This is a genomic window from Paenibacillus sp. FSL F4-0122 (genome assembly GCF_038002845.1).
GTDB lineage: Bacteria > Bacillota > Bacilli > Paenibacillales > Paenibacillaceae > Paenibacillus_AQ > Paenibacillus_AQ odorifer.
The window spans coordinates 4,279,426-4,304,183 of sequence record NZ_JBBODI010000001.1; the positions used below are offsets into that span (position 1 = coordinate 4,279,426).

The window sequence follows — 24,758 nt, forward strand, 5'->3', positions numbered from 1 at the left end:
TTGTGATGATTTCGAATAGATACGGGGATCATATTTTTAAATTTATAGTTTATTTCATTCTTATACTTGTGTTGCTAGTTACCTTTCTCCCTTTTTGGAATATTCTCGTTCTTTCATTAAATGCTGCTGAGGATACCGTACGTGGTGGCGTCTATTTATGGCCCAGAGTCCTCACCTTTGATAGCTACAGTCAAATCTTAAAAGATAGCGAGATTTTGAATGGCTTATGGGTTACTGTCAAACGTACCGTAATTGGCGCGCCGCTATCTGTCCTTGTCATTACGATGCTTGCTTATCCGCTAAGCCGCCGGAATTTGATGGGACGTAAAGGATGGAATCTATATTTTGTCTTCACAATGTATTTTGGAGGCGGACTGATTCCTTATTACATGGTGCTTAAAGCGCTGAATATGATTGACACGTTTTCCGTATTTATTTTGCCAGGGCTGATGAATGTCTTCTATATGATTATTGTCCGTACTTTTATGGAGGGACTGCCTGGTGAGATCGAGGAGTCGGCGAAGGTAGACGGGGCGAATGACCTGATGATTTTCTTCCGGATTGTTCTACCGTTGACCACACCCGTGCTTGCGACTGTAGGACTTTTTCAGGCAATTTCACATTGGAATTCGTGGTTTGACTCCTATGCGTTTACCTATAGCTCTGACTTAAAGACCTTGCAAGCCGTACTCGTGAAAATATTAAGCCAATTCCAGACCGGAGGCATGGTATCGCAATCGCAAATGCTAGCTAACTCGGCTAAGCGGAATGCGGTTTCAAGTGATACTATCCGGATGGCAGCGACGATGGTGGCAACATTGCCTATCGTACTGGTATACCCATTCCTGCAAAAGTACTTTGTTAAGGGTATGACTTTGGGAGCGGTTAAGAGTTAATATGATTAAATAAATAGCGGCCCTGAAGGGGGGTGAACGGGCAGACTTGCTTGGTTGCTTGATAGACTTATGAAGTAACTTACTTAATGGGAGGAATTAGGGTGTCTATGATAAAGAAAAATAAATGGTTGAACGTGAGTATTACTGCCGCATTAGCCGTTGGTGTATTAGCGGGTTGTGCTTCAAATGATGGAAAAAACAATACAAACCAAACGGCCGGAGACGATAAAAAACAAGAGCCGATTACATTGACCTGGTTTGATTCAAATACCAAGGGAGAACCTTTCACTGATGCTATTGCGCAGGAAATCACCAAAAAAACAGGCATTTCGATCTCAATCCAGCAGCCAACGGGTAATCCTACGGAAAAGCTGAGCTTGATGCTAGCCAGCGGTGACTATCCAGATGTAGTTGTAATGAGCCGGGGCGATGCTTCTCTCGATAAATACATTACAAGTGGCGCATTTATAGCGCTCGATGAGTTAATTGAGAAAAGTGGACCAGACATTAAAGAAATGTACGGCGACACATTGATCAAAACACGTTATAAGGATGGGAAAAACTATTACCTAGCTAACTGGTATGGCCTGGATAGTGATCCTGTTTTCGGTATGCTGATGAGAAAAAATCTGGTTGCGGACCTAGCTCCAGATAAGGCAGATGGCTCTACCCCACTCACAACGGATGAGTTTGAAGCACTTTTAAAGAATTTTAAAGAGAAAAACAAGACAATTGATGGAAAAGAAACTGTTCCAATGACGATGAACGGTGAGAATATGGGCGCCAACCTCGGTACATTTAAAGGGATGTGGGGTCTGAGAACCTACTATGATAATAATGGAACATTACAATATGATGTTAAGGATCCAAAGTATCGCGAGATGCTGCTTTATGTGAACAGTCTGTATAGAGAAGGTCTAATCGAAAAAGAGTTTGCCATCAGCAAAACACAAACCTGGATTCAAAAGCTGGCTACCGGCGCAGTGTTCTCCACACCAGGCGCATACTGGGACCCAGGTAATGCAAATGGTACTCTGAAGAAGGATGGCGGAGATGATAATCAGTTCTTCCCGTACAAGGTTGTAGCACCAGGCACAGAGACCTCCCAAACAACATTCGGACCAAGAAGCTCACTTGGATGGGATGCTATTGCCATTACGAAAAATAACAAACACCCTGAAGAAACTATCAAGCTGTTCAACTACCTAGCGAGTGACGAAGGACAACATTTGCTGCTATGGGGTAAGGAAGGCGAGCAGTACACCATGGTGGATGGAAAGAGACAACCAGACCCTGCATTCCTGCAAAGCTTCAAGGATAACTGGGACGATGCTGTGAAGAAGAGCGGTGTTCGTAAATGGTTGTGGTTTGTTAAAAATGGTCTGGATGCCAATGAACAGCCATACGATATGGCCGTTAAATACCAACGTAGTGAAATTGACGAAATGGCCATTAAGAGCCTTGGAGATTCCGTATGGGATACAGCAGAATTTGATAACTTAGGCCCTGACGGCGGAACGCCTGAAGCGCTGACAGCGCAAAAAGTAAAAGATATTATGGACCAAAGCATTACGAGAGTAATCATCGCTCCTTCTGAAGCCGAAGCCAATTCTACATTCGACAAGATGCTTGCGGATATGAAAAAAGCTGGGGATGAAAAAGTAGAAGAAATCTTCAATCAGAAGTATAGCGAACGTATGGAATTGTGGAACTCAAAATAATATATTTATCTATGTAAAAGCTTCCTCTCTGCATTTCAGCAGAGGGAAGCTTTTTGTTGTATAAAAAAGCTAAACCAGCCGATTAACATGTGCATTCCTGCGGAAATCAAGCGGGGCTTGATGATAGAATTTTTTGAATTGATGATAGAAATGACTGACATTCTCGAAGCCGGATTCCAAAGCGATATCGACCACACGCAGCTCGGTAGTGAGCAGTAGGTTGCGGGCTACATTGAGCTTTAGCTGGTTGATATATTCCGTAGGCGTCTGGTTCAAGTATTGCCGGAAGGCGCGGTTCACATGGCCGGCGCTTCTCCCTGACAGCTCGTACAAGGCATGAAGTCCACGGTGCAAATTATCCTTTAAATGCATTTTGGTTATGGCATGCTCTAGCCAGAGCGGGAATTCTGGTTGAGCGACTGTCTCTGCGGAGAAAAAATGCTGGGTGAGTGTATCGACGAGCAGGCCTTTTAGAAAAATCCGGGACTTAACCTTGTCTAGGGTTGATAGGATGCGAATGCGTTCCATAGAACGGACGAAACTAGCCATTTCCAGCTGAGATAACATGGCGATTCGGGGGAGAGGCGTGTTCAGCAATCCGTGCAAAAACTCCTCTTCATTCAGATAAGTTAAAGCAGCTTCAATGAGGCTTTTGCGGCAGGGAATGTTCAGGAAACGGCAATCGCTATCACCATCTGCTTCATATCTGTGGGTATCACTGGGCCGAATAAAGACAAGGCAGCCAGTCTGAAGCAGCTGCGCTGTCCCGTTAACAATATGCTGACATCTGCCTTCTGTGAGAATGAAAAATTCATAGAAATCATGCGTATGTTCTGGAGATACCTGACTTAAGGACTCCACCCAGAAAGGGTCTGCTAGTAGTTCAGGATTCATATGGCTTGCCTCGGTGTATTTGAGCATGTTCGTCCTCCAGTGTATTAATGATGTTAAAATAGCACATGATTATCGAGAACACAACACAAGAAATATAAAGATATTATTGATAGACTTGATCTATAAGAAGGCAAAATAGCACATTTTGGAGGCGGGAGAAAATGCATCTTGTAGATCTAAATGGCAAATGGAAAATGAGACGTCTGCATGAGCCGAGCTGGCTGGAGGCTAGTGTGCCAGGTTCTGTCTATCACGATTTATTGAATGCCGGAGAAATGCCGGATCCGTTCTATCGTGAGCAGGAATATGAGGTTCTGGAATTATCCAATTACGATTACGAATATCAGCGTTGCTTTCAAGTGGAAGCTGAAGTGTTACAGCATGACCGCGTATTTCTGCTGTGTGAGGGGCTGGATACGTTATGCGAGCTTTTTGTGAATGGAACTAACATTCTGAACAGTGATAATATGCACCGGACGTATGAAGTGGACATTAAGTCAGTGTTGAAGCAAGGCGATAACACCATTCACGCGATTTTTCGTTCCCCAGTGGAATTTGCTCTGCGGAAGCAAGCGGAGCTGCCGCTTAGCAGTTGTGCTGATGCAGTGGAGGGAATATCCCATCTGCGCAAAGCACATTCCATGTTCGGCTGGGACTGGGGTCCGAAGCTGCCCGATCTTGGAATCTGGAGAAGTCTCTCCATTCAGGGGTATGACAGTGCCCGTGTTGACGATGTTTATATTACACAATTTCACGAGCCGGATAAGGTTACTCTGGATGTTCGGGTAAGAACAGAGAGCTGGCAGGAGGTTGAACGGGAAATCGTAGTCAGCGTTCACACTCCAGCAGGTGTGGCCGTTGAACGTCGTGTGTCCGAAACTGCGGGAGAAGATCATCATATTACACTGGAAATTATGGAGCCAGAGCTTTGGTGGCCGAATAATCTGGGTGCACAACCCCTGTATAACGTCGAGGTTGTACTGTTGCAGAAGGGACAGGAGCTGGATCGTCGAGAACTGCGGATTGGATTAAGAACGATTTCTGTGAAGCAGGAAGAAGACCAGTGGGGACAATCATTCGCTTTTGAAATCAACGGCGTACTTATCTTTTCTACAGGTGCCGATTATATTCTGGAAGATAATCTTCTACCTCGCGTGACTAAGGAGCGCACGGATCGCCTGCTCCAAAGCTGCGTGGCTGCTAACTTTAATACCATTCGTGTATGGGGTGGCGGTTATTATCCTGACGATTATTTTTATGATCTATGCGATGAATATGGGCTTATCGTCTGGCAGGATCATCTGTATGCCTGCGGGATCTATGCACTGACAGAATCTTTTGAGGACAATATCACACATGAGACGATCGACAACATGAAGCGCTTGCGCCATCACGCATCGTTAGGCTTGTGGTGCGGTAACAACGAACAGGAGATGGCTTGGGTCGATTGGGATTGGGAGAATCATTATTCGTTCCAGCTAAAGGCCGACTATATCAAGCAATATGAAGTGCTTCTGCCGGCTATCGCTAAGGAAGTTGATCCCAATACCTTCTACTGGCGTGCCTCTCCTTCCTCTAAAGGAAGCTTTGATAAACCGAATGACGAGAACTATGGAGACATGCATTACTGGGGCGTTTGGCATGGCAAGGAGCCTTTTACCGATTACCGGAAGCTCTATCCGCGTTATATGTCTGAGTTTGGCCTGCAATCCTTCCCAAGCTTGAAGACGATTGAATCCTTTACGCTGCCGGAGGATCGCAATATTTTCTCCTATGTCATGGAGTCCCACCAGAAGAACAATACCGGAAATGAGAAAATTCTCTATTATATCGGCGAGACCTACAAATATCCGAAGGATTTTGAATCTATTCTCTATGCGTCCCAGCTTATCCAAGCCGAAGGCATGCGCTGTGGCGTAGAGCATTGGCGTAGACATAGAGGGCGCTGCATGGGCGCATTGTATTGGCAGTTGAACGATTGTTGGCCGGTTGCTTCCTGGTCTAGCATCGATTATTATGGCCGGTGGAAAGCAATGCATTATACGGCTAAACGTTTTTTTGCTCCAGTTCTTGCTTCTGCACATGACGAAGGAACCGTAGTTTCCCTGCATGTCTCTAATGAGAGCAGAGAGAAGGTGAGTGGTGAATTAAGATGGAGACTGCTTACTCCGACATCAGAGGTTCTAATGGAAGGTGCGAAGTCGGTGAAGATTGAGGCTTTAAGCAGTGCCGAGTTCGATCGGCTTGATTTTGGTCATGTCTTGGATACAAAAGAGAAGAAACGTAAAGCTTATCTGGAATATGTATTTGAGGTAGAGGGGGAGACGATAAGCGGGGGAACCGTCTTGTTCGTTAAGCCGAAACACTTCAGCTTTGTTGATCCTGAGCTTGAAGCCGTACTCACTGAGGAAGCAGAACAATTCGTTATTACTGTGAAGTCAAAAGCATATGCCTGTTTCGTCGGACTTGATTTCAAGGAAAGAGATGCGATCTTCAGTGATAGCTATTTCGACCTATCAGCTGGCGTTTCAAGAACCGTTACGGTTGCTAAAAAAGATCTCGATAAACCAGCTACGGCTGAGGAACTGCGTGCCCAGCTTACTGTACGTTCCGTCTTTGATATTTAAGAAAAAGGTTATTTTCCTACTATATCCTAGGCTACCAATCTCCAAATGATAGTTTGATGATATATATTCTAGTGGTTTAGATCCTGCGTATAGATAGATCAATATTTTACTATAATAGGTATAGATATTAAGATTGTATACCCTTCCATTTCACTCTAAAATAGACTTCGAAGAAGCATTAACTACAAACAATAAACGTTCTATTGAGCTACCTTAAGGAGAGTGCAAACATATTATGGGTATTTATTATGATGACAACCGCAAGGTGTTTCATTTACAGTCTGAGAAATCCAGCTATATTATTGAAATGATCAAAGGTGTTATTCCAGCGCATGTCTACTGGGGCCCAAAATTGGCAGGGAGAGAATTTCAACATCCGTTGAATTTGGTGGAACGTTGCTCTTTTAGTCCAACTTATTTGCAGGAGGATAAAAATATCTCCCTCGACACCTTGCCAAGCGAATTCCCTTCTTATGGAAACGGTGATTTCCGCGAGCCGGCACTTGAGGTTCACCTAGTAGATGGCACGACCGTAACGGATTTCCGTTATAAGAGCCACACCATTAATAAAGGAAAACCTGCACTCAAGGGTCTGCCTGCTACTTATGTTGAAAGTGAAGAAGAAGCAGAGACCCTGGAAATTATACTGCAAGATGATAAAACAGGATTGATCGCTGCCTTGAGCTATACCGTATTTAACAATCAGGATGTTATAACACGTTCCGTGCGGATTGAGAATCTGGGTAAGGACAATCTGGTTCTGAAAAGAGTATTAAGCGCGAATGTTGACTTCCATGATTCTGACTATGACATGCTGCAATTATCCGGTACTTGGACTAGAGAACGCCATATTCACAAAAGACCACTCGTTCCTGGCATCCAGCGGATTGACAGCAAACGCGGCTCCAGTAGCCATCAGCAGAATCCTTTTATGGCCTTGCTTGCAAAAGATGCAACAGAGGATCATGGCGAAGTTTACGGGTTCAGCCTTGTGTATAGCGGAAGTTTCCTTGCCCAAGCAGAAGTGGATCAATACGGAATTTCCAGAGTAGGGATCGGTATTCAACCTTTTAACTTTCAGTGGTTGCTTGAACCGGGCGAATCCTTTCAGGCTCCAGAAGCCGTATTGGTAAGATCCAGTGAAGGGCTTGGTGGATTATCGAGAACCTATCACCGTCTGTATCGGACCCGATTATGCAGAGGTGAATTCCGCGATAGCAAGCGTCCTATTCTGATCAACAACTGGGAAGCGACTTATTTTAATTTTAATGCGGATAAAATCAAAGAAATTGCTAAAGCAGGCAAAGAGCTAGGCCTGGAGCTGTTCGTGCTGGATGACGGCTGGTTCGGCAAACGTGATAACGACGACAGCTCCCTGGGAGATTGGGTAGAGGATCGTCGCAAGCTGCCTGAAGGTCTTGGAAAGCTAGGCGAAGATATCACGGCAATGGGCATGGAATTCGGATTATGGTTCGAGCCAGAAATGGTATCGCCTGAAAGTGATCTTTACCGTGAACATCCAGACTGGTGTCTCCATGTACCTGGGCATAAAAGTTCGTTAGCCCGCCAGCAGCTAGTGCTGGATTTATCCCGCAAGGATGTATGCGATTATATCGTCGAGTCAGTTAGCTCGGTATTGTCATCTGCTCCGATTACTTATGTGAAATGGGATATGAACCGGAATATGACGGAGATTGGATCAGCGCTTCTTCCAGCCGAACGTCAACGCGAAACGGCACACCGTTATATCCTTGGACTTTATGATGTGCTGGAACGTATCGTTTCCCGTTTCCCTCATATTTTATTCGAAAGCTGCTCCGGCGGTGGCGGACGATTTGACCCGGGAATGCTGTATTATATGCCACAGACCTGGACTAGCGATGATACGGATGCCGTGGAAAGATTGAAGATCCAATACGGAACAAGTATGGTGTATCCTGCGAGTTCAATGGGTGCGCATGTGTCGGCTGTTCCTAACCATCAGGTACATCGTATTACTCCTTTGGAGACACGTGGTCATGTCGCGATGTCGGGTAATTTCGGCTACGAGCTGGATTTGACCAAGCTTACTGAAGCTGAACGCGAGGATATCCGCAAGCAGGTTTCGGAGTACAAGGAACTGAGAATGCTGATTCAGTACGGTGATTTCTATCGACTGCTTAGTCCTTTTGAAGGAAACGAGACGGCATGGATGTTTGTTTCCGCTGATAAAAAAGAAGCCTTCGCCACCTACTTCCAAGTTCTGGCCGGGCCTAATCCACCGTTGCGCAGATTGCGTCTGAAAGGACTCGACCCTGCGAAATCGTATAAGCTTGAGCTTAACGGCGGAGTATACAGAGGGGATGAGCTGATGCACTTCGGACTCACGCTTCCACAGCTAGAGGGCGATTTCAGAAGCCTACTTTTCGTGCTTAGAGAAGTTTAATCAAAAAAGGAGGGTGCCCAAAAGCCATTGGCTGCTGGGCACCTTCCTTTTTTTTCTCCTTTTTTGAGTTCTTTTGTGACTAGCTGCGCGCCCGAAGCTGTTATTGGATGGGGCGCTTTGCGAGATGCTTACTTGGCCGGGGACTACCAGACGCGAATTAGTGCGACTTGCAAGTAGCTTGGCGCCACTGGAGCTGATTGTTTATACTGAAGCCGGCGGGCTCAAATTGGTGCACCATGTAAGTTGCTTACCCAGCCAACACAGTGCTATCGGACTCAGATGCCGCTAACCGCTCTCTTTTCACACATTTGGAGTTTTATCGGACCGCATAGTCGCTATTGGCTCGAAAAGTACCAAATATGCACATCTTTCGAAGGAATAGCTGCACTGGGGTCCGAAACTGTGCTCAAAAGGCGAGAAATTGGCAAATAGCGTCATTGGGGTCCGAAAGTAGCGGGGGATGGTTGTGAGTCGGTGCTGCTGTACGCGAATTAGGGTGTTTAGTAAGATGCTTACCAAGCCGGGGCCTGCTGGACGCCAATTAATGCGACATGCAAGTTGCTTACCCAGCCAACACAGTGCTATCGGACTCAGATGCCGCTAACTGCAGTCTTTTCACACATTTGGAGTTTTATCGGACCGCATAGTCGCTATTGGCTCGAAAAGTACCTAATATGCACCTCTTTCGAAGGAATAGCTGCACTGGAGTCCGAAACTCTGCTCAAAAGACGAAAAATTGGCAAATAGCGTCATCTGAGTCCGAAAGCGTCGGGGGATGGTTGTGACTCGGTGCTGCCGTACGCGAATTAGGGTGTTTAACAAGATGCTTCCCTAGCCGTGGGCTAGCGTACGCGAATTGGTGCACCATGCAAGTTGCTTACCCAACCAACACAGTGCTATCGGACTCAAATGCCGCTAACCGCTCTCTTTCCACACATTTGGAGTTTAATCGGACCGCATAGTCGCTATTGACTCGAAAAGTACCTAATAAGCACCTCTTTCGAAGGAATAGCTGCACTGGAGTCCGAAACTGTGCTCAAAAGGCGAAAAATTAGCAAATAGCGTCATCTGAGTCCGAAAGCGGCGGGGGGTGGTTTTGAGTTGGCGCCACCAAATCTGAATGGTTACTACTTGCATCCACCGGACCCGAATTAGCACGCCACGCATGCCACTCAGCTCTATCAAAGCCGAATGGTTATGCCGAGCAACATCAATTTTCAAAAAACACATGTTTGGACAGGAACTCCAGATCCTGCTCGCGGTAAGTGGAGGGGCTGACTCCAAAATAGGAACGAAAGACTTTGCCGAAATAGCTGGCATTGTCAAATCCGGTATCCACGGCGATCTGGTAGATCGTCTGATCTGTTGTTTTCAGCATAGATGCTGCCAGCTCGATCCGTCTCCTTCTTAAATACTCAAAAGGTGAGAGATTGATGTTTTTTTGAAATAGTCTGCAAAGATGATGTTTGGAAATTCCAACATGTGCGGCGACATCGTCTAAGCTAAGGTTATTATTGTGCAGATCATTTTTCATGAATTGTATTGCGGCATGGAGTTTGTCATTTTTTATATAGGTGGTTAACAAACTCGGTTTCTTGAGGTATTTCTCCATGGACAATATCCACTGAAAGGCTTTCCCCGTTAGAAAATGCAAATCTCTTTCCTCATCAACCTGTATGTCCTTGAACATACTCCACAATAAATCTATCGGAACCGATTCCTGAGGGAGTTCTATAATGGGACCGCCATGTGCGATCAGTTGGTTCCAGAGTGAAATAGCTAGAGGTCCTCGTACATTCAGCCAAATGAATTCCCAGGGCTCTGTACCTTCCTCCGGATAATAATATCTGTGTATACTGGGGACAGTCACTAGGAAAGCTTTGCCCTTCGTTAATGGGTGAACAACCCCGTCTATTTCAATTCTACCCTCTCCAGATAAGGTGTACTGAAAAATAACACAACTTCTCTCCGTCCGGTTCTGGCCGTTAAATGAATATGCCGGAGTCTCGGCTTGTTCCCAGCCAATTGAATCAAACAGAAGCATAGAAGCTTGTTCTTCCGAGCGAATGGTGTAGGAGGAGCGCAACATTAGCAGGTTTCCTTTCCATGGTTCGTTACTTCATTCAAAGTGTAAACTTTTTTGCTGATCTGTTCAATTTTTGTTTCATTTAATCTGCTGTCTTCGATATTGATAAGGCGTAATGCCATACTGATCTTTGAACAGCTTAATGAAATATTGTGGCTTTTTGTAGCCGACTAGATGTGAAATATCGAGCACATGTAATTTGGAATCGATCAATAACTTGGAGGCCTTTTCCAAGCGTTTAGAAGAAATGTAGCTCGATAAATTTTCGCCCGTCTCCTGCTTATAAAATTTGGACAGGTAAACAGGATGGAGGTGAACAATTTTCCCTAAGTCCTCCAGGCTCAAGCATTCACTAATATGATTGGAGATATAGGCTTGAATGGTATGGACAATATTTTGATTGGAAAATTTAGCGCTTCTATCTAATTGGGTGAGGCTTTGCAAGATGGATTGAAGAGCCGTATTTGGCTCTGATAATTGATTGAAAATCCAGTCTGCGGCCTCAGCTGATTGGATTTTATCGGTTGTGGAATATAGCAAATTAATGAATTCGAGCAGATAGAGGAGCTTTTGTTTTTTTGCAGTGAGCTTGGCAAAGTTTTTTAAAATGTTTTTTCTGGTTTGTTCCCATTCTCCAAGCTCTAATTTAGGGAGAGCACTAGAGGTACTCAGCATAGTAAAGTCATTGGTCCCAATATTTTCATTAAAAAAGTAATGATAAAAAATATGCCGAACAGCATGCTTCTGAGAAAATTCAAACGGCTCGGAAAAAGAAATGGAATCGATGCTGTTTGCCACAGTTTCGGTATTGGATTCTGGAATAATTCCAGTAATTGCTGATGGAGTGGTCCAAATAAAGTCTCGTCCACCATTATGATCTTTTAACATCATTTCATCTTTCCCACTAGCCCCTGAGACATGAAAAAAGCAAAAATGCTCATTCCGGAAGGTAGGATCGAATGTACTGTGATCATAACGTAGTGGGGAAGGATCGCTAATAACAGAAAGCAAATAACCTAGCCCATCTATCTTTTTCTCTGCCACTGGAGTTTTTGGGGGGTTCTCAGCGATACTCTTAATAACTTGACTCATGGCTTTTTCCATATCCTCTTTATCTACCGGCTTGAGTAAATAATCGAGTGCACCCAGACGAATGGCTTGCTGTGCATAATCAAATTGAGAATAACCGGAGAGAAAAATTACCTTGGTATTGAGCTTTTTCTCATGAACATGATGCAGTAAATCAATGCCGGATACCTCGGGCATACGAATATCTGTAATAAGGATATCTATATGATTCTGATTCAATAGCTCCTTGGCTTCAATCGAATTTGTTGTCGTCTCCATATGCTCAATTCCAAATTTGTTCCAATCCAGCAGGTGTTTTAAATATTCAACGATGTAATGCCCGTCATCAACTATCAATAATCGCATATTGACCTCCTTCATCCAGCGAGAAATCTATGAATGCCAGCACGGATAAACCGCCCCAGTCATTAATGAAGAAACGCAGTCCGCTTAATTCACCATACGCATTTTTGAGGCGATGATGAATGTTCCAAAGACCAATTCCTCTTGATCCTTCAGGAGGGGATTCATTCTCGAGCCTGGCCATTAGCTGGTGTATTTCCTCAGCAGTAAGCCCCTTACCATCATCGGCTACAATAATTAACGCTCCAGTATCAAGTTCTTTTACATCTATAGTAACGCGATAAGCCCCTTGCTGTTCTTCAATCCCATGCTGAATCGCGTTCTCGACCATAGGCTGGATAATCAGTGGCATAATCAGATGCTCTCCCAGTTCAGGGGGCAGGTTGATTTCATAATTTATTTTTTTGGAAAGTGACATGATGGATAAAAAATGATCGGCAAGCTGCAATTCAGAAGCCAACGTAACATTATCTGAATTCATTTTTGTTAAATAACGATAGTACTCTGCTAAATGTTTGCTCATCTGCATTACGGCTTCCGGTGAAGTTTTTGCCACAGCCATAATGAAAAACAGATTATTGTAAAGAAAATGTGGATTGATCTGAGCCTGCAGCTGTTTCACTTCCGCGTTTCTGCGAAGCTCGGTTTCTATTTTTAATGAAGCGAATAAAGCCTGTATTTTGGCGACCATGTGGTTAAAGCTTTTAAATAGACTATAAAATTGATTGTCCGGGTTCTCACTAATTCTGGTGCTGTAATTCCCTTGTTCCACTTGGTAGAATTTCTTGTCGAGCAGATATACATTGCGATAATAGTTTCGATAGAACATAAAAATCACGATAAGGCCAATGATCAAGATCATTAAGATGCTGACAAAAAACACCTGTTTATTCCGGTTAAGCGGATTCAAAAAATCACTCATTCGCGTATAGGTAACTAGATACGTATCAATCGGCTCAATATACTTCGATAAAACATAATAATCGTCATCGTTGATATGATAGTCAAACTTTAGAATTTCATGTGCATTGGGTGTTATCGTCTCCTTGGCTTTTTCCTCGATTCGAATATCCACCGCTTTATTGCTAATCATCAAACTCTTGTTCACAAGCAAAAAGGCATTGGAGCTCTCACCGCCACTCACTGCTTTTTCTAAAAGACTTGTTAAATACTCCTTTTTCAGCTTAACGCCCACAATGTATTGAATATTTGCAGGGTTCTTAGGCTCATGAATATAAGGGTAGATTGAAAAATAATACAAATTATTATTAACAATCTGCCAGCCTCGCTGCGTGACCTTCTGAAAGGGCTGTTTGGCAAGCGAATCATGACCCGTAAAAATAAAAGTGCCGTCCGATTTCCAGTAGATACCGATAGATTCAATCGCCTGACTGGAGAGAAGTGGTGCTGATATGCGGTCATAGATATCGTTTTTTTTCATCTGGGCATCGTAATTGTTCATCTCTTGTATTTTGCTTTGATAGAAACGTACGGAGGTGTCGGCTGTATATTGGATGCCATACAAACTTGCCTCAGAGATGATGCCATCCAGTATGCTTTCCGTATAAGCTAGCTGATTTTTGGAGGAGTTAACCAAGCTCTCTTGAATGGTTTTGGAACCTAGGGAGTTCATTATGAAAAACAAACTTAAGGTAAGTAAAAGGAAAAAAACGAAAAAATATATGAATCGTTTCATATTTACTTTTTTAATCATAAGCATTACTCCTGTCGCTAGGACTCGTGTGAATTCATCATAAGCCATATATTCCAAAAGAAAAAGGGAAGAGCTCTCGCAAAATGAAAGCGTTTATAAAGATGTTTAGCGAGTGGTTATGATATTTAATTTGAGACATTTTCGAATGAAAGCGCTTTTGTTAACATTAAACCAGAAAGAAATTAGCAGCCAAGAATGTAAAAGGGGGTAAGCACAATAGCACAGATAATGAATACCCAGCTCAAATGGAGTGAGAAAGCCAACGTTAAAAAAAACAGGAAAAATCCTTGGAAAAAGGAAATCAAAAAAAATTGGCCATTGTATGTTTTATGTATCCCAGCTTTGGTATTCGTTCTAATTTTTGCCTACGGTCCTATGGTCGGATTAGTGATGGCCTTTCAGGATTACAAGCCCTGGCTTGGAATTACAGGTTCAACTTGGATTGGTTGGGATAACTTCGCAAGAATCTTTCAATATAAAGAGGCGACACAATCTATTATCAACACCCTCATTATTGCTGTAATCAAAATTATAGTCGGAATTATCGTTCCTATCTTTATGGCGATTCTGCTAAGCGAGATTAGAAACATGGGGACTAAAAAGAGTATTCAAACCTTGGTCTATTTACCGCATTTCCTCTCTTGGGTAACCGTTGCCGGAATCATGATTGATATCCTGGGTCTTGACGGGGGCATAAATCATTTTCTTACGAATTTCCTCGGACTAAAACCCATTTTCTTTTTGGGTGATCCTACGCTGTTCAGACCGACGATCATCATCAGTGATTTATGGAAAAACTTCGGATTTGGCATGATTGTTTACTTAGCGGTGATCACAGGGATCGACCCTTCTTATTATGAGGCCGCCGAGATAGACGGCGCGTCACGCCGCCAACAAATACGACATGTTACCTTACCGAGTATGATGCCGATGATCATCGTAATTGCGACGTTAAGCCTTGGAAATATTTTGGATGCAGGATTTGACCAAATCTTTAACTTATACAATCCACTCGTATATAGTACGGGAGATATCATCGATACTTATGTTTACCGGTCATCCTTATTGAATGGCCAATACGGTTTTGGTACCGCTGTTGGGTTGTTTAAATCTGGCATCAGTTTCATTTTAATCGTAATTTCCTATCGAATTGCTTACAAGGTAGCTAACTACAAAATATTTTAAGTCGAAGTTGTTAAGCTTTCAAAACAGTTAGGAGGAATGGGAGTGTATTATAAATCCAAGGGATATAGGATATTTTCGATTTTCAATCATATCCTCCTGATTCTAGTAGCCTTATCGTGTTTATTGCCTATGCTTCATTTGCTAGCACAATCATTTAGCAGTAAGACAGCGGTAAATGGGAATTTGGTATCCTTTTGGCCGGTGGACTTTAATATCGAAGCCTATGTGAAAACTTTTAAAAACACGAATTTTACAGGCTCCATGAGAATCTCAGTGGTCCGGACGGTGCTGGGGACGTTAATTAGCATGTTTATTATTACAACGGCAGGGTATGCCTTGTCCAAAGATTTCCGTGGGCGTAATGCTTTAATGTGGATTTTTATATTCACGATGTTGTTTTCCGGTGGATTGATTCCTTCTTATATATTGGTTACGAAACTTGGGCTCAAGGATACGATCTGGTCGCTCGTTCTTCCCGGTGCCTTCGGAGCTTACAATTTGATTCTGATTATGAATTTCTTTAAAACAATCCCTAAGGCGCTTGAAGAGGCGGCATTTATCGATGGGGCTTCGTTCTTCGTCATTTTCCGGAAAATCTATCTTCCACTTTCCCTTCCCGGTCTAGCAACCGTCGGATTGTTTATCATGGTAGGGAGCTGGAACGCATGGTTTGATGGGATTTTGTATATGTCGAATACAACGGACTATCCGTTAGCTTCATTCTTACAGACTGTAGTTGTACAAGGTTCAGCGCAGAGTATGGCACTTAGTCAATCAGAAGCAGCCGCGTTGTCAGAACAGAGTATCAAAGCTGCGCAAATTTTTATTAGCACACTGCCCATTATCCTTGTGTACCCATTTCTACAGAAGTACTTTGTCAAAGGCATCGTTCTGGGTGCTGTAAAAGAATAACGTGACCAACATATAAAACTTAAATTCAAAGGAGCTTATTGATGAAAAAAACAGGGGCCTTAATAACGACTACTGTATTGATGGCAGGATTGCTAGCGGGCTGCGGCTCAAACGGTAAAGAATCTAATGCGGCAGAAGCGGTTCTCAAAGACGGCAAATACGATCCTCCTATTACTATCAACATCGCCAAGCAACAAGATGAGAATGCCGGTAAATATATCAACGGGGAGAGCTTAAATGATAATGTGTTGACCCGCTGGGGTGTCGAGAATCTAGGGATTAACATCCAAACTACTCTTTTGGGCGGTGATGCCTCCCAATATAATACGAAACTTCGTTTAGCGCTCACTGGTTCCGAGAAGCTTCCGGATGTTTTGCCAGTGTATGACACCTCCTTAGAAAATGATCTGATTCAATCTGGACTTGTAAAAGATATTGCGGAAGACATTAACAAATATATGCCTGAGCGTCTGAAAGAAATATATAAACAATATCCAACAACGTTCAACCCGGTTATCCAGGACGGCAAGGTTTATGGGATGGCGATCTCGCCCAATCTCACTGAAGGTGAAGTCATGCTTATCCGTCAAGATTGGTTAGATAAATTAAATTTAAAAGCGCCAACAAATATAGATGAATTTGAACAGGTTATCGCTGCCTTTACGAATGATGATCCGGACGGTAACGGAAAAAATGATACTTATGGATTTGATTTCTCGGGAAAAGATTCTTACAACACGGGCTGGGTGAGTGACTCTGTAATGATTTTTAGTGCTTATACAGGCAAGAGTCTCCCCGGCCAATGGTATAACGACAATGGTAAACTCACTTACGGTTCTGTCGCTGATGGGACAAAAGATGCGTTAGCTAAACTTCGCGATTGGTACTCCAAAGGGTATTTAAATAAGGAATTGGCTACACAGGGTGCATGGGATGCACTTGCGGATTTCACTGAAGGTAAAGCAGGGATTATTATTGGCCGTCCTTGGCTGTACGGCAGTGTTAAAGATGTGGAAACTAACGTAAAAGGGGCTAAAATCAAAGCTTACCCAACAATCAACGGTGTAAGTGGGGATCGAACCTACCAATCCGGTCAACAGAACGATGGTGTCTTTATGTTTAATAAAGACTTCAACAATATGGAAGCTTTCTTCTTGTATTATGACAAGCTTTACGATGCAGCATTTGGTACCGGAGATTTCAAATATGGTTATGCTCAGGGATATGATTATGACATTGTTGGCGATGAAGTGGTATTCGATTCCAAAAAATTCAATACTCCTTTGGATGCCGCTCAAGGTGTAGGCAAAATGGCTTTTACCAAAAATACACCAAGTGTTGATGGCCCAGGTAAATCTTTTTATGATCTTTCCAAAGGTGCAAAAGCAGAGAATGGGGTCTTGATCAGATCGGCATCAAATGATGAAACAGCCAAAGAGGGATATGTGATTTCCTATGAGAATAGAGAGTCGCTGCTTCCAAATGCATTTAACGGTCCTCCTACCAAGACTATGCAGACAACCTGGGAACAACTGAATACGATGGAAAAGGAAACCTTCACCAAAATTATTTACAGTAAAGAGCCGCTAACTGCGTACGATGACTTCGTGAAGCAATGGCATGACAAAGGCGGTACGAAAATTTCCGAAGAAATCAACGAATGGTATAACAATGCTAGCAAGGTGGATGTGATGTCTCAGATGGGATTGAAATAAGTTCGCAAGAACAGCAGGTTCAGTTAAGGTCATCCTTGGCCGGACCTGCTTTTTTGTATAAAAATCTGATCCTCTGGAGGATAATCATGGACGAAAACGCGAATACAGTCACCCTACTAAATAGCGCTCCACTTCTGGATATGAGCGGAAATCCTGTACATGCACATGGTGGACATATGCTCTATACGGATGGATATTATTACTGGTTTGGTGAGAAGCGGATGGATCGGCGGAGAGTGAGCTGCTACCGATCCGTGGATCTAGTGAGTTGGGAATGGCGCAATGATGTGCTCACACTCGATTCACCGGTACAGCCGATTTATCACCGCACCACATTAGAGCTTGAACCCTTGGACAGGGAGGGGCGCCCAACGGGTGCGGTAATTGAGCGCCCAAAAGTACTCTACAACGAACCTACAGGGAGATTTGTTATGTGGATGCATTGGGAAAATGGACGCGACTACTCTGATGCGCGCTGCGCGATCGCTGATTGCGGGACGGTAGATGGGGATTATGTTTACCGGGGCAGCTTTAATCCGATAGGTAACATGTCTCGTGACTGCACCTTGTTCCAGGATGACGATGGGACGGCTTATTTTATCTCCGCGGCAAGGGAAAATGCTGATCTTATTATGTATCGTCTGTCACCTGATTACCTCAGCATAGAAGAACAGGTCAAGACCTTGTGGCCCGGACAAGCGCGTGAAGCACCTGCATTAATGAAACGTCAGGGTGTATATTTCCTCATCTCGTCCGCCTGTACGGGCTGGTTGCCTAACCAAGGAACCTATGCCTGGTCCGAGGAATTATTTGGTCGTTGGTCACCCTTGCTGCCTTTGGGCGACATCACTACATACGACAGCCAGCCTGCTTTTATAGTTCCTATTGTAGGAACAGACAATGACCAGTGCTCTTACCTGTATGTTGGGGATCGCTGGGACCCTGCGGATTATTATGCCTCTTCCTATGTATTTCTGCCGCTCAGCTTTCCTTCTGACCGGGAAATGAAGCTTGACTGGGCAGAGCGAACCGTGATTGACCTTAGGAAGGGAATCGTAGCTGTGGAATGCGGCTCTGGTAGTGGTCTGTTCAGATTGAAAAGCTTAGGAATGGGGATTTATCTGGCGGCGGGAAATCAATCTATTGAACATGAGGAGACCCTGAACGTCGAAGTCCGTACGCTTTCGTATGAAGATCAGCAGCAGAGATGGACGGTTGAATACGGGGAGAAGGGCAGGGCAAGAATTCGAAACAATGTAAAGGTCTTATCTATTGGCTCGTTGAATTCCTTGCTGCTGGAGCCTATTCGGGACAACGAAGATCAGTTTATATGGTTGCTTACAGAGACAGAAGCAGGTTCACTGACTATTGGGAGCAATGACGGAAGAGTTCTTACCGTAGCAGGAGAACAGCGTGGGGGCTGGGGTTGTGTGTTTCTTGAATCCAAACGCTGCCATGATCCCCGTCTAGGTGCAGACCCGCAGCTTTTTCAACTGATTTCAGTAAGGTAAACAGTTTAGAGAAAAGAGGTATACCGATGAGTTTATCTGTCTCCTTCCCTATGGAATGGTTTAAAAGTGACCCCCATACACAACTTACTGCGACTTCCTCTGAGGCTTTTCAGTTAATCACTACACCAGAAGGTGGTGGAATTGAGCTTCAGCCAGGGCAGCTGGAATCCGCCGCTTGGTGCGATTATGGTTTCGTTAATGCTGAGGTTTACCATGAAAGCCATGACGTTCTGGTGCTGTTATTCAGTTTTTATGATCGGGATCATCGCGTCATTACTTATCATGTAGGAATTTTACCTGGTGTGCGCACGAAAATTTGTTTACCCTTGATTCATTTAAATGGGGAGAAGTTGTTCCTTCCCCGTTATCCGGGTGTGATGCAGACAGTACTGAGGGGAGATGCAGGCATCGATCGCAAGCATATCACCCGATTCTCTATCGCTACTCTCCCTTCAACAACAAGTAGAGCTGTGCAAATTAGTGGCTTGGCTCTAAGTCTAACTGAGCCCGTCTTTGAGTATGAACAGCAACCATATATAGATGATCTGGGCCAATTAAAGGGAAGGGGTTGGCCAGGGAAAACGGTTGATGCAGAAGCGTTGACGGATCGGCTGCGCGAAGAGCGGCAACTTGCGGCACAAGTTGATCACAGTGGAGGTGACCTCAGCAGGTACGGGGGTTGGAAGGCGCTGAGATTCGCGCCAACTGGATATTTCCGCACGGAATTTGACGGCAGCCGCTGGTGGTTCGTTGATCCAGAGGGTTATGCCCTGTTCAGTACGGGGATGGACTGTGTGGGTCCGGCTTGTTCTATGCATGTAACTGGTATGGAGCACTTGATACCCTCGTTGCCGGAGCGGGAAGGAATCTATCAAGAAGCTTGGTCACAGGATGGCGAGGAATTCAGCTTCGAGATTGCTAATCTGATCACTGCTTTTGGGGCGGAGTGGCGCTCTAACTGGGTGGCTATGACGGATTTCCGCTTACAACAATGGGGATTCAACACCATCGGTAACTGGTCCAATGATCTTTTTATTAAGGAATCTCAGCTTCCGTATGTTTATCCTCTAGTGGACTTTCCTATGACGGAGCAATCTATTTTCCGGGATTTCCCGGATGTGTTTAGCCCGGAGTATGAGCGGAATGCCGGGAGCTTTGCGGAGCAGCTTCTTCCATTAAGGGAAGATCAGAGAATGGTTGGCTATTTCATGCGTAATGAGCCGCATTGGGCATTCGTGGATGGGTTGAATTTGACCGGGCAGATGCTGAAATCTCCGGTCCGTTATGCCAGCAAGAAGGAATTCATTCGCTGGCTTGCAGAAAAGTACAAAACAGTGGAGCAATTAAACATGGCGTGGGATAGTGTTTTTGAAGAATTCGAGGATTTATACGATGTATCGAATGTGAATGTAACCGGGGATAATCTCACTTCTGCCCGAGAAGTGGATTATAACCAGTTCAACCGGATCATGATCCGGCGGTATGTAGAAGTGCCAGCCTGTCTTTGCAAGCAGACGGATCCGAATCATCTGAATTTGGGAATGCGTTATGCCTGGGTTGGCAGTGATGAGGTGCTGGAGGGCTGCGAATGGTTTGATGTATTCTCTATGAACTGCTATCAGTTCAGTCCTGACAAGGAACAGATCGCCCAGATCAGCGGACGACTGAACAAACCAGTCATGATTGGGGAATATCATTTTGGTGCGGCTGAAGGCGGCATGTTGGCTTATGGGATCCGTGCGGTGGCAACTCAGAAGGAGCGCGGTGAAGCTTACCGTTATTATGTAGAGCAGGGGGCAGCCATCCCGCAGCTGATCGGAGTTCATTATTTTCAATGGAATGATCAGCCTGTGCTTGGACGTTATGACGGAGAAAACTATCAAATCGGCGTAGTGGATGTCTGCAACCGTCCATATGAACCTTTCGTGCAAGCAGCGAAAAAGGCCCATGACCAGATGTATCAGGTGCGGACGGGGAGGACAGCACCCTATAATATTGTGCCAATAGAGATTCCGAAAACGGGATTCTGATTGCAAATCTTTACAACAAAAAGGCCCCCAGCCAATGGGGGCCTTTTTTGTCCTCTCCTCTGCAATGTAGCCCCTTTATAAGCCAAGGCCGGAGGAGGGGAGTGAATCATCACGGGAATAGCGCTTGCGGTATTCCCCCGGAGTTATTCCGGCACAACGTTTGAACATACGGATGAAGGAATTTACGTTCTGATAACCGACCTGAAGCGCGATATCCTGAATCCGCAGTTCCAGATTCATTAGCAGCTCTTTGGCCCGCTCAATTCGCAGATTGTTCAGATATTCACTGAAGTTGATGTTTGTTTTCTCTTTAAAAATGCTGGACAGGTAACCTGGAGTTAAATTCAACTTGTCTGCTACTAGGTTGAGGTTGATGTCCTCGCCGTAATGTTTGTCTAAGTAATCCAGCACAAAGCTGATAATAGGGTCGCGCGACTCCGAGCGGTTACTGATGACCACGAGCACAGGACGAACCAGATCACGCAGCCATTCCTTGTATTGATCCATTGAGTGGAAAGCGTTAAATGGCTCTAGTCGGGGTGGTAAGAGACGCTCCGCTTCCGCTTGGGGCAGATTCAGCTTCGTCACCGTTTTGCTCGTCTGTTCCGCTGCTCCCAAGGCAAATGCCCGAAAATCCGCCGCCGCCGCGTCCTTGTGCTGCAGCTGCTCCAGCTGACGATCCAGCCAAGCGAATACAGCCTCCTCATTGCCAGACTGCAGCAGATTGTGCAGCTCCTCTCCGTGGGTCACCTTTAAATGAAAGGATTTGGCGGACGAGGCTCTAGGTTCTACGATAATTTGTGTTTCCCCGTTCAATCTACGCTCATTTAACAACATCGATAGATTATTGTAGGCATCGGTAAATGAGGTTTCGCCTGAATATACCGGACTTACAGCAATAGTCAGGTATAAGGATGTCTCCGAATCCAGCAGTTCTTTCAGTGTATCAAGAGCCTGCAGAAAACTGCTCTGCGGTCCGGGGTTGAACAGGAGCAGCAAGAGCTGATCCTGCTCCGGCTGGAGTGCGACGCTGTCGCTTTCACCTCCGGTGATCAAGGTTTGGATTAGTTTCCATAACATCAGTGTGTGTTTCTCAAATTCGTCCGGCAAGGTTTTGAAGCTGACCTTGAACAGAATGGAGGCATAGGGTAGTTCGGATTGCCGGACATCTTCAAGCTCCGCAAGACTTTTACTCAGCGGGATATTTTTCACTTTATGAGTGTAGGCATATTGGCGTACCAGTGAGTTCTTATGATCAAGATCGGTCTGGATGAATCGGTTATTCTCCAAAATGGAGCTGAGGCGGTCGCCGATAATGGCGAATTCCTTCACACTGCTCAATTTTTCTGGCCGGCTGCCCGCTTTACGGTCCAAGGCACCAATCAGGCGCTGGAGCGGCTGGTTAAGCCGATGGCTGAAGATCAGGGATGAGAGAACACTGATCAGTACTGCCGCAGAGAGTAACACAGCCAGCAATAGCTGCATACCACGCATTTCCGCGGCAATAGCCGCCACCTCGGTCACTCGGATATAGGTGAATCCGGTTTGTTTACCTTTTTCATAGAAGTAATATTGATCTCCGACCCGCTCATGGGCATTGCTACTTTCCGGAAGCTGGCTTGTTTGCAGATTAACATCTGATGTAGAGAACAATAAATTTTCTTGTGCATCCAGAATATAGAATGGGGTATTGCCGGCATCACCGTAGGTATCCTGCATCAGCTGCGGATTCAGCATGACAATCCCATACACTTCCTCATAAGGAATCGCTTTGACCAGCACTGGCATTAACCTTCCGAGCGTACGGGTGGAATGTATAGTTTTCTCGGTAAAGGTTACGGCGGGCATGACTTTTAAAAATTGATTGTCCATCGTTTGCCGGCTCCAGTACTCCGGAGGATATTCTGCACTGAAGTAGTATTTACCGAACATATCTGCGGCGCTGCTTAGGCCCTCCCTCTCCAGTACATAATCTTCCTTTTTAAAATAAAGAATGAAATTTTCGATATGCAGAAAAGGATTAGCATACAAAGTTGAGAGATCCGATGTCACTTCTGCCGGGATATCATATCGACGGTTCTCTTTGAGGTGGCTTAAAATGCCCAGATTGGCAGTCCATGAATCGGATTGGGTGAGGGCAAGAATCATGTTCTGGGTCAACCGGAAATGATTTTCGTAGCCTTCGACCGTTTGTGCGAGTCCAAGCTCATTTTGACGGATCATCTCCTTATAGATTTTGCCGCTTAAATACAGATGGGAGAACAGATTAAATGATGCCAAAATCAAGATGACACTGAGGAAGCTTAGCATCAGCTTAACGAACAGGGCATTCAGCGCAAATTTGCCTGTAACGGATCCCTTCATATGTATCCCCCTTTGGATGCACCCGTAAATGAATTGGATTAATTCTATCATAGCGGCAAAAAGCTAACACCAACAATATGCAATTTTGCTGATTTGTACGCTATTCTATGGAAATCCGCAGTTAAGGCGAAATGTTATATAACATGTAGATAGCGCTTTCCAAAGAAATGCAGCTATAATTCGGAGACAAATCCCAGAAAAAAGGGGGAAGTAATCTGACATCTATATGATTTATGATCATTTTAACAAGAGGAGACATGCATATGGCTCAAGCTAGCGTAGTGCAGGACAAAATGCGAAAGAAAGTGCACCGGCGACCCCAACGCCACAAAACGGGAATCCTTAGAACTTGGAATAAAAACAAGGCGCTCTGGCTGCTGTTCCTGCCGTGCCTGTTGTATTATTTGATCTTCCGCTATGCGCCGATGTTTGGATTAGTTATCACTTTCAAGGATTACAATCTTTTTAAAGGAATTTGGGCCAGCGATTGGGTGGGACTCAAATATTACAGGATGTTTATTGAGAATCCCGATTTTTGGCCGCTGATGAAAAATACTTTTCTGCTTGGTTTATATAAGCTGTTTTTCGGCTTCCCGGCACCAATTCTACTGGCGATTTTGCTTAATGAGGTGCGCAAGGCTGCTTTCAAACGTGTTGTGCAGACCGTCAGCTATCTTCCGCATTTTATCTCAAATGTCATTGTAGCCAGTATGGTGATTATGTTTTTATCCCCAACCGGAGGGCTGATTAATAATCTGCTTGGTGCCATAGGGATTGGACCGATCAATTTCATGAATGAACCTGGATTGTTCCGCGGTATTTATGTCCTGTCGGAAATCTGGCAGCATATCGGTTGGGAGACTATTATCTACTTGGCCGCGTTGACCGCTATCGACCCGCAGCTGTATGAAGCCGCTGATATGGACGGAGCCAGCCGCATGCGTAAAATATGGCATGTCACCTTGCCCGGCATTTCACCCGCCATCGTGATCACCTTGATTCTTAATATCGGTAAAGTGCTCGAGATTGGCTTCGAGAAGGTGTTCCTGATGCAGAACCCGGCGATCTACGACACAGCGGATATTATCAGTACTTATGTCTATAGGGTGGGTATGGTGCAGGGGAACTTCAGCTATGGCGCTTCTATTGATCTCTTCATGGGCGTGATTAGCTTGATCTTCATCTATACAGCAAATTACATCAGCCGTCGTGTAAGCGAGACAAGTTTATGGTAGAAAAGAGGTGTG

15 protein-coding genes are annotated in these 24,758 nt (G+C 44.6%); 10 read left to right on the forward strand and 5 right to left on the reverse strand.

What is annotated here, in order from left to right; translation table 11 throughout:
- Positions 1–5: 5 nt before the first annotated feature.
- Both MHH49_RS18430 and MHH49_RS18435 read left to right on the forward strand, forming a co-directional pair.
- Entirely contained in the window at positions 6–896 is an 891-nt protein-coding gene (locus tag MHH49_RS18430) for a carbohydrate ABC transporter permease (protein ID WP_076099826.1), read from the forward strand.
- 107 nt (positions 897–1,003) lie between these two features.
- Positions 1,004–2,617 (forward strand): extracellular solute-binding protein, encoded by a 1,614-nt coding sequence (locus tag MHH49_RS18435; protein ID WP_038574721.1) that lies wholly within the window; start codon positions 1,004–1,006, stop codon positions 2,615–2,617.
- A 69-nt stretch (positions 2,618–2,686) separates the two neighbouring features.
- On the opposite strand, the gene MHH49_RS18440 is transcribed toward MHH49_RS18435, so the two are convergent.
- On the reverse strand, positions 2,687–3,538 hold the full coding sequence (locus MHH49_RS18440; RefSeq protein WP_076099824.1) for a helix-turn-helix domain-containing protein: 852 nt from the start codon (positions 3,536–3,538) through the stop codon (positions 2,687–2,689).
- Positions 3,539–3,672: 134 nt separating this feature from the next.
- On the opposite strand from MHH49_RS18440, the gene MHH49_RS18445 reads away from it, so the two are divergent.
- Positions 3,673–6,138: a beta-mannosidase gene (locus MHH49_RS18445; protein WP_341138387.1), complete on the forward strand. Its 2,466-nt coding sequence runs from the start codon at positions 3,673–3,675 to the stop codon at positions 6,136–6,138.
- Between the two features lie 235 nt (positions 6,139–6,373).
- On the forward strand, positions 6,374–8,563 hold the full coding sequence (locus tag MHH49_RS18450; RefSeq protein WP_076099821.1) for an alpha-galactosidase: 2,190 nt from the start codon (positions 6,374–6,376) through the stop codon (positions 8,561–8,563).
- 1,210 nt (positions 8,564–9,773) lie between these two features.
- Here the strand turns inward: MHH49_RS18450 and MHH49_RS18455 are convergent.
- The 3 genes from MHH49_RS18455 to MHH49_RS18465 form a co-directional block, all read right to left on the reverse strand.
- Positions 9,774–10,652, reverse strand: a complete 879-nt coding sequence (locus MHH49_RS18455; RefSeq protein ID WP_340394427.1) for a helix-turn-helix transcriptional regulator — start codon at positions 10,650–10,652, stop codon at positions 9,774–9,776.
- 75 nt (positions 10,653–10,727) lie between these two features.
- On the reverse strand, positions 10,728–12,083 hold the full coding sequence (locus MHH49_RS18460) for a response regulator transcription factor (RefSeq protein WP_341138388.1): 1,356 nt from the start codon (positions 12,081–12,083) through the stop codon (positions 10,728–10,730).
- Positions 12,064–13,794, reverse strand: coding sequence for a sensor histidine kinase (locus MHH49_RS18465; RefSeq protein WP_036683172.1), 1,731 nt, complete (start codon positions 13,792–13,794; stop codon positions 12,064–12,066). The genes MHH49_RS18460 and MHH49_RS18465 overlap by 20 nt, the downstream gene beginning before the upstream one ends.
- A 228-nt stretch (positions 13,795–14,022) precedes the next feature.
- On the opposite strand from MHH49_RS18465, the gene MHH49_RS18470 reads away from it, so the two are divergent.
- The 5 genes from MHH49_RS18470 (at position 14,023) to MHH49_RS18490 (ending at position 21,147) form a co-directional block, all read left to right on the forward strand.
- Positions 14,023–14,979 (forward strand): ABC transporter permease, encoded by a 957-nt coding sequence (locus MHH49_RS18470; RefSeq protein ID WP_445667558.1) that lies wholly within the window; start codon positions 14,023–14,025, stop codon positions 14,977–14,979.
- A 42-nt stretch (positions 14,980–15,021) separates the two neighbouring features.
- On the forward strand, positions 15,022–15,891 hold the full coding sequence (locus MHH49_RS18475; protein WP_081383383.1) for a carbohydrate ABC transporter permease: 870 nt from the start codon (positions 15,022–15,024) through the stop codon (positions 15,889–15,891).
- Positions 15,892–15,932: 41 nt separating this feature from the next.
- Positions 15,933–17,606 carry a hypothetical protein gene (locus tag MHH49_RS18480; RefSeq protein ID WP_036683168.1) on the forward strand — a complete coding sequence of 558 codons (1,674 nt, stop codon included), beginning with the start codon at positions 15,933–15,935 and terminating at the stop codon, positions 17,604–17,606.
- 86 nt (positions 17,607–17,692) lie between these two features.
- Entirely contained in the window at positions 17,693–19,117 is a 1,425-nt protein-coding gene (locus MHH49_RS18485) for a family 43 glycosylhydrolase (protein ID WP_094902526.1), read from the forward strand.
- A gap of 26 nt (positions 19,118–19,143) precedes the next feature.
- A complete protein-coding gene (locus MHH49_RS18490) occupies positions 19,144–21,147 on the forward strand; it encodes a beta-galactosidase (protein ID WP_036683166.1) in 2,004 nt (667 codons plus the stop codon).
- 75 nt (positions 21,148–21,222) lie between these two features.
- Here the strand turns inward: MHH49_RS18490 and MHH49_RS18495 are convergent, their stop codons facing one another.
- Positions 21,223–23,511, reverse strand: coding sequence for a helix-turn-helix domain-containing protein (locus MHH49_RS18495; protein ID WP_038572678.1), 2,289 nt, complete (start codon positions 23,509–23,511; stop codon positions 21,223–21,225).
- Between the two features lie 293 nt (positions 23,512–23,804).
- Here MHH49_RS18495 and MHH49_RS18500 point away from each other — a divergent pair, with 293 nt between their 5' ends.
- Positions 23,805–24,746: an ABC transporter permease gene (locus MHH49_RS18500; protein ID WP_076100988.1), complete on the forward strand. Its 942-nt coding sequence runs from the start codon at positions 23,805–23,807 to the stop codon at positions 24,744–24,746.
- Positions 24,747–24,758 lie beyond the last annotated feature (12 nt).

What these genes read in the sequence shown, in the direction of transcription:
- MHH49_RS18480 (WP_036683168.1), top strand. Translation starts at nt 15,933, where the DNA reads ATGAAAAAAACAGGGGCCTTAATAACGACTACTGTATTGATGGCAGGA.
- MHH49_RS18445 (WP_341138387.1), top strand. Translation starts at nt 3,673, where the DNA reads ATGCATCTTGTAGATCTAAATGGCAAATGGAAAATGAGACGTCTGCAT.
- MHH49_RS18430 (WP_076099826.1), top strand. Translation starts at nt 6, where the DNA reads ATGATTTCGAATAGATACGGGGATCATATTTTTAAATTTATAGTTTAT.
- MHH49_RS18465 (WP_036683172.1), bottom strand. Translation starts at nt 13,794, where the DNA reads ATGATTAAAAAAGTAAATATGAAACGATTCATATATTTTTTCGTTTTT.
- MHH49_RS18460 (WP_341138388.1), bottom strand. Translation starts at nt 12,083, where the DNA reads ATGCGATTATTGATAGTTGATGACGGGCATTACATCGTTGAATATTTA.
- MHH49_RS18500 (WP_076100988.1), top strand. Translation starts at nt 23,805, where the DNA reads ATGCGAAAGAAAGTGCACCGGCGACCCCAACGCCACAAAACGGGAATC.
- MHH49_RS18450 (WP_076099821.1), top strand. Translation starts at nt 6,374, where the DNA reads ATGGGTATTTATTATGATGACAACCGCAAGGTGTTTCATTTACAGTCT.
- MHH49_RS18470 (WP_445667558.1), top strand. Translation starts at nt 14,023, where the DNA reads ATGAATACCCAGCTCAAATGGAGTGAGAAAGCCAACGTTAAAAAAAAC.
- MHH49_RS18440 (WP_076099824.1), bottom strand. Translation starts at nt 3,538, where the DNA reads ATGCTCAAATACACCGAGGCAAGCCATATGAATCCTGAACTACTAGCA.
- MHH49_RS18495 (WP_038572678.1), bottom strand. Translation starts at nt 23,511, where the DNA reads ATGAAGGGATCCGTTACAGGCAAATTTGCGCTGAATGCCCTGTTCGTT.
- MHH49_RS18435 (WP_038574721.1), top strand. Translation starts at nt 1,004, where the DNA reads ATGATAAAGAAAAATAAATGGTTGAACGTGAGTATTACTGCCGCATTA.
- MHH49_RS18490 (WP_036683166.1), top strand. Translation starts at nt 19,144, where the DNA reads ATGAGTTTATCTGTCTCCTTCCCTATGGAATGGTTTAAAAGTGACCCC.
- MHH49_RS18455 (WP_340394427.1), bottom strand. Translation starts at nt 10,652, where the DNA reads ATGTTGCGCTCCTCCTACACCATTCGCTCGGAAGAACAAGCTTCTATG.
- MHH49_RS18485 (WP_094902526.1), top strand. Translation starts at nt 17,693, where the DNA reads ATGGACGAAAACGCGAATACAGTCACCCTACTAAATAGCGCTCCACTT.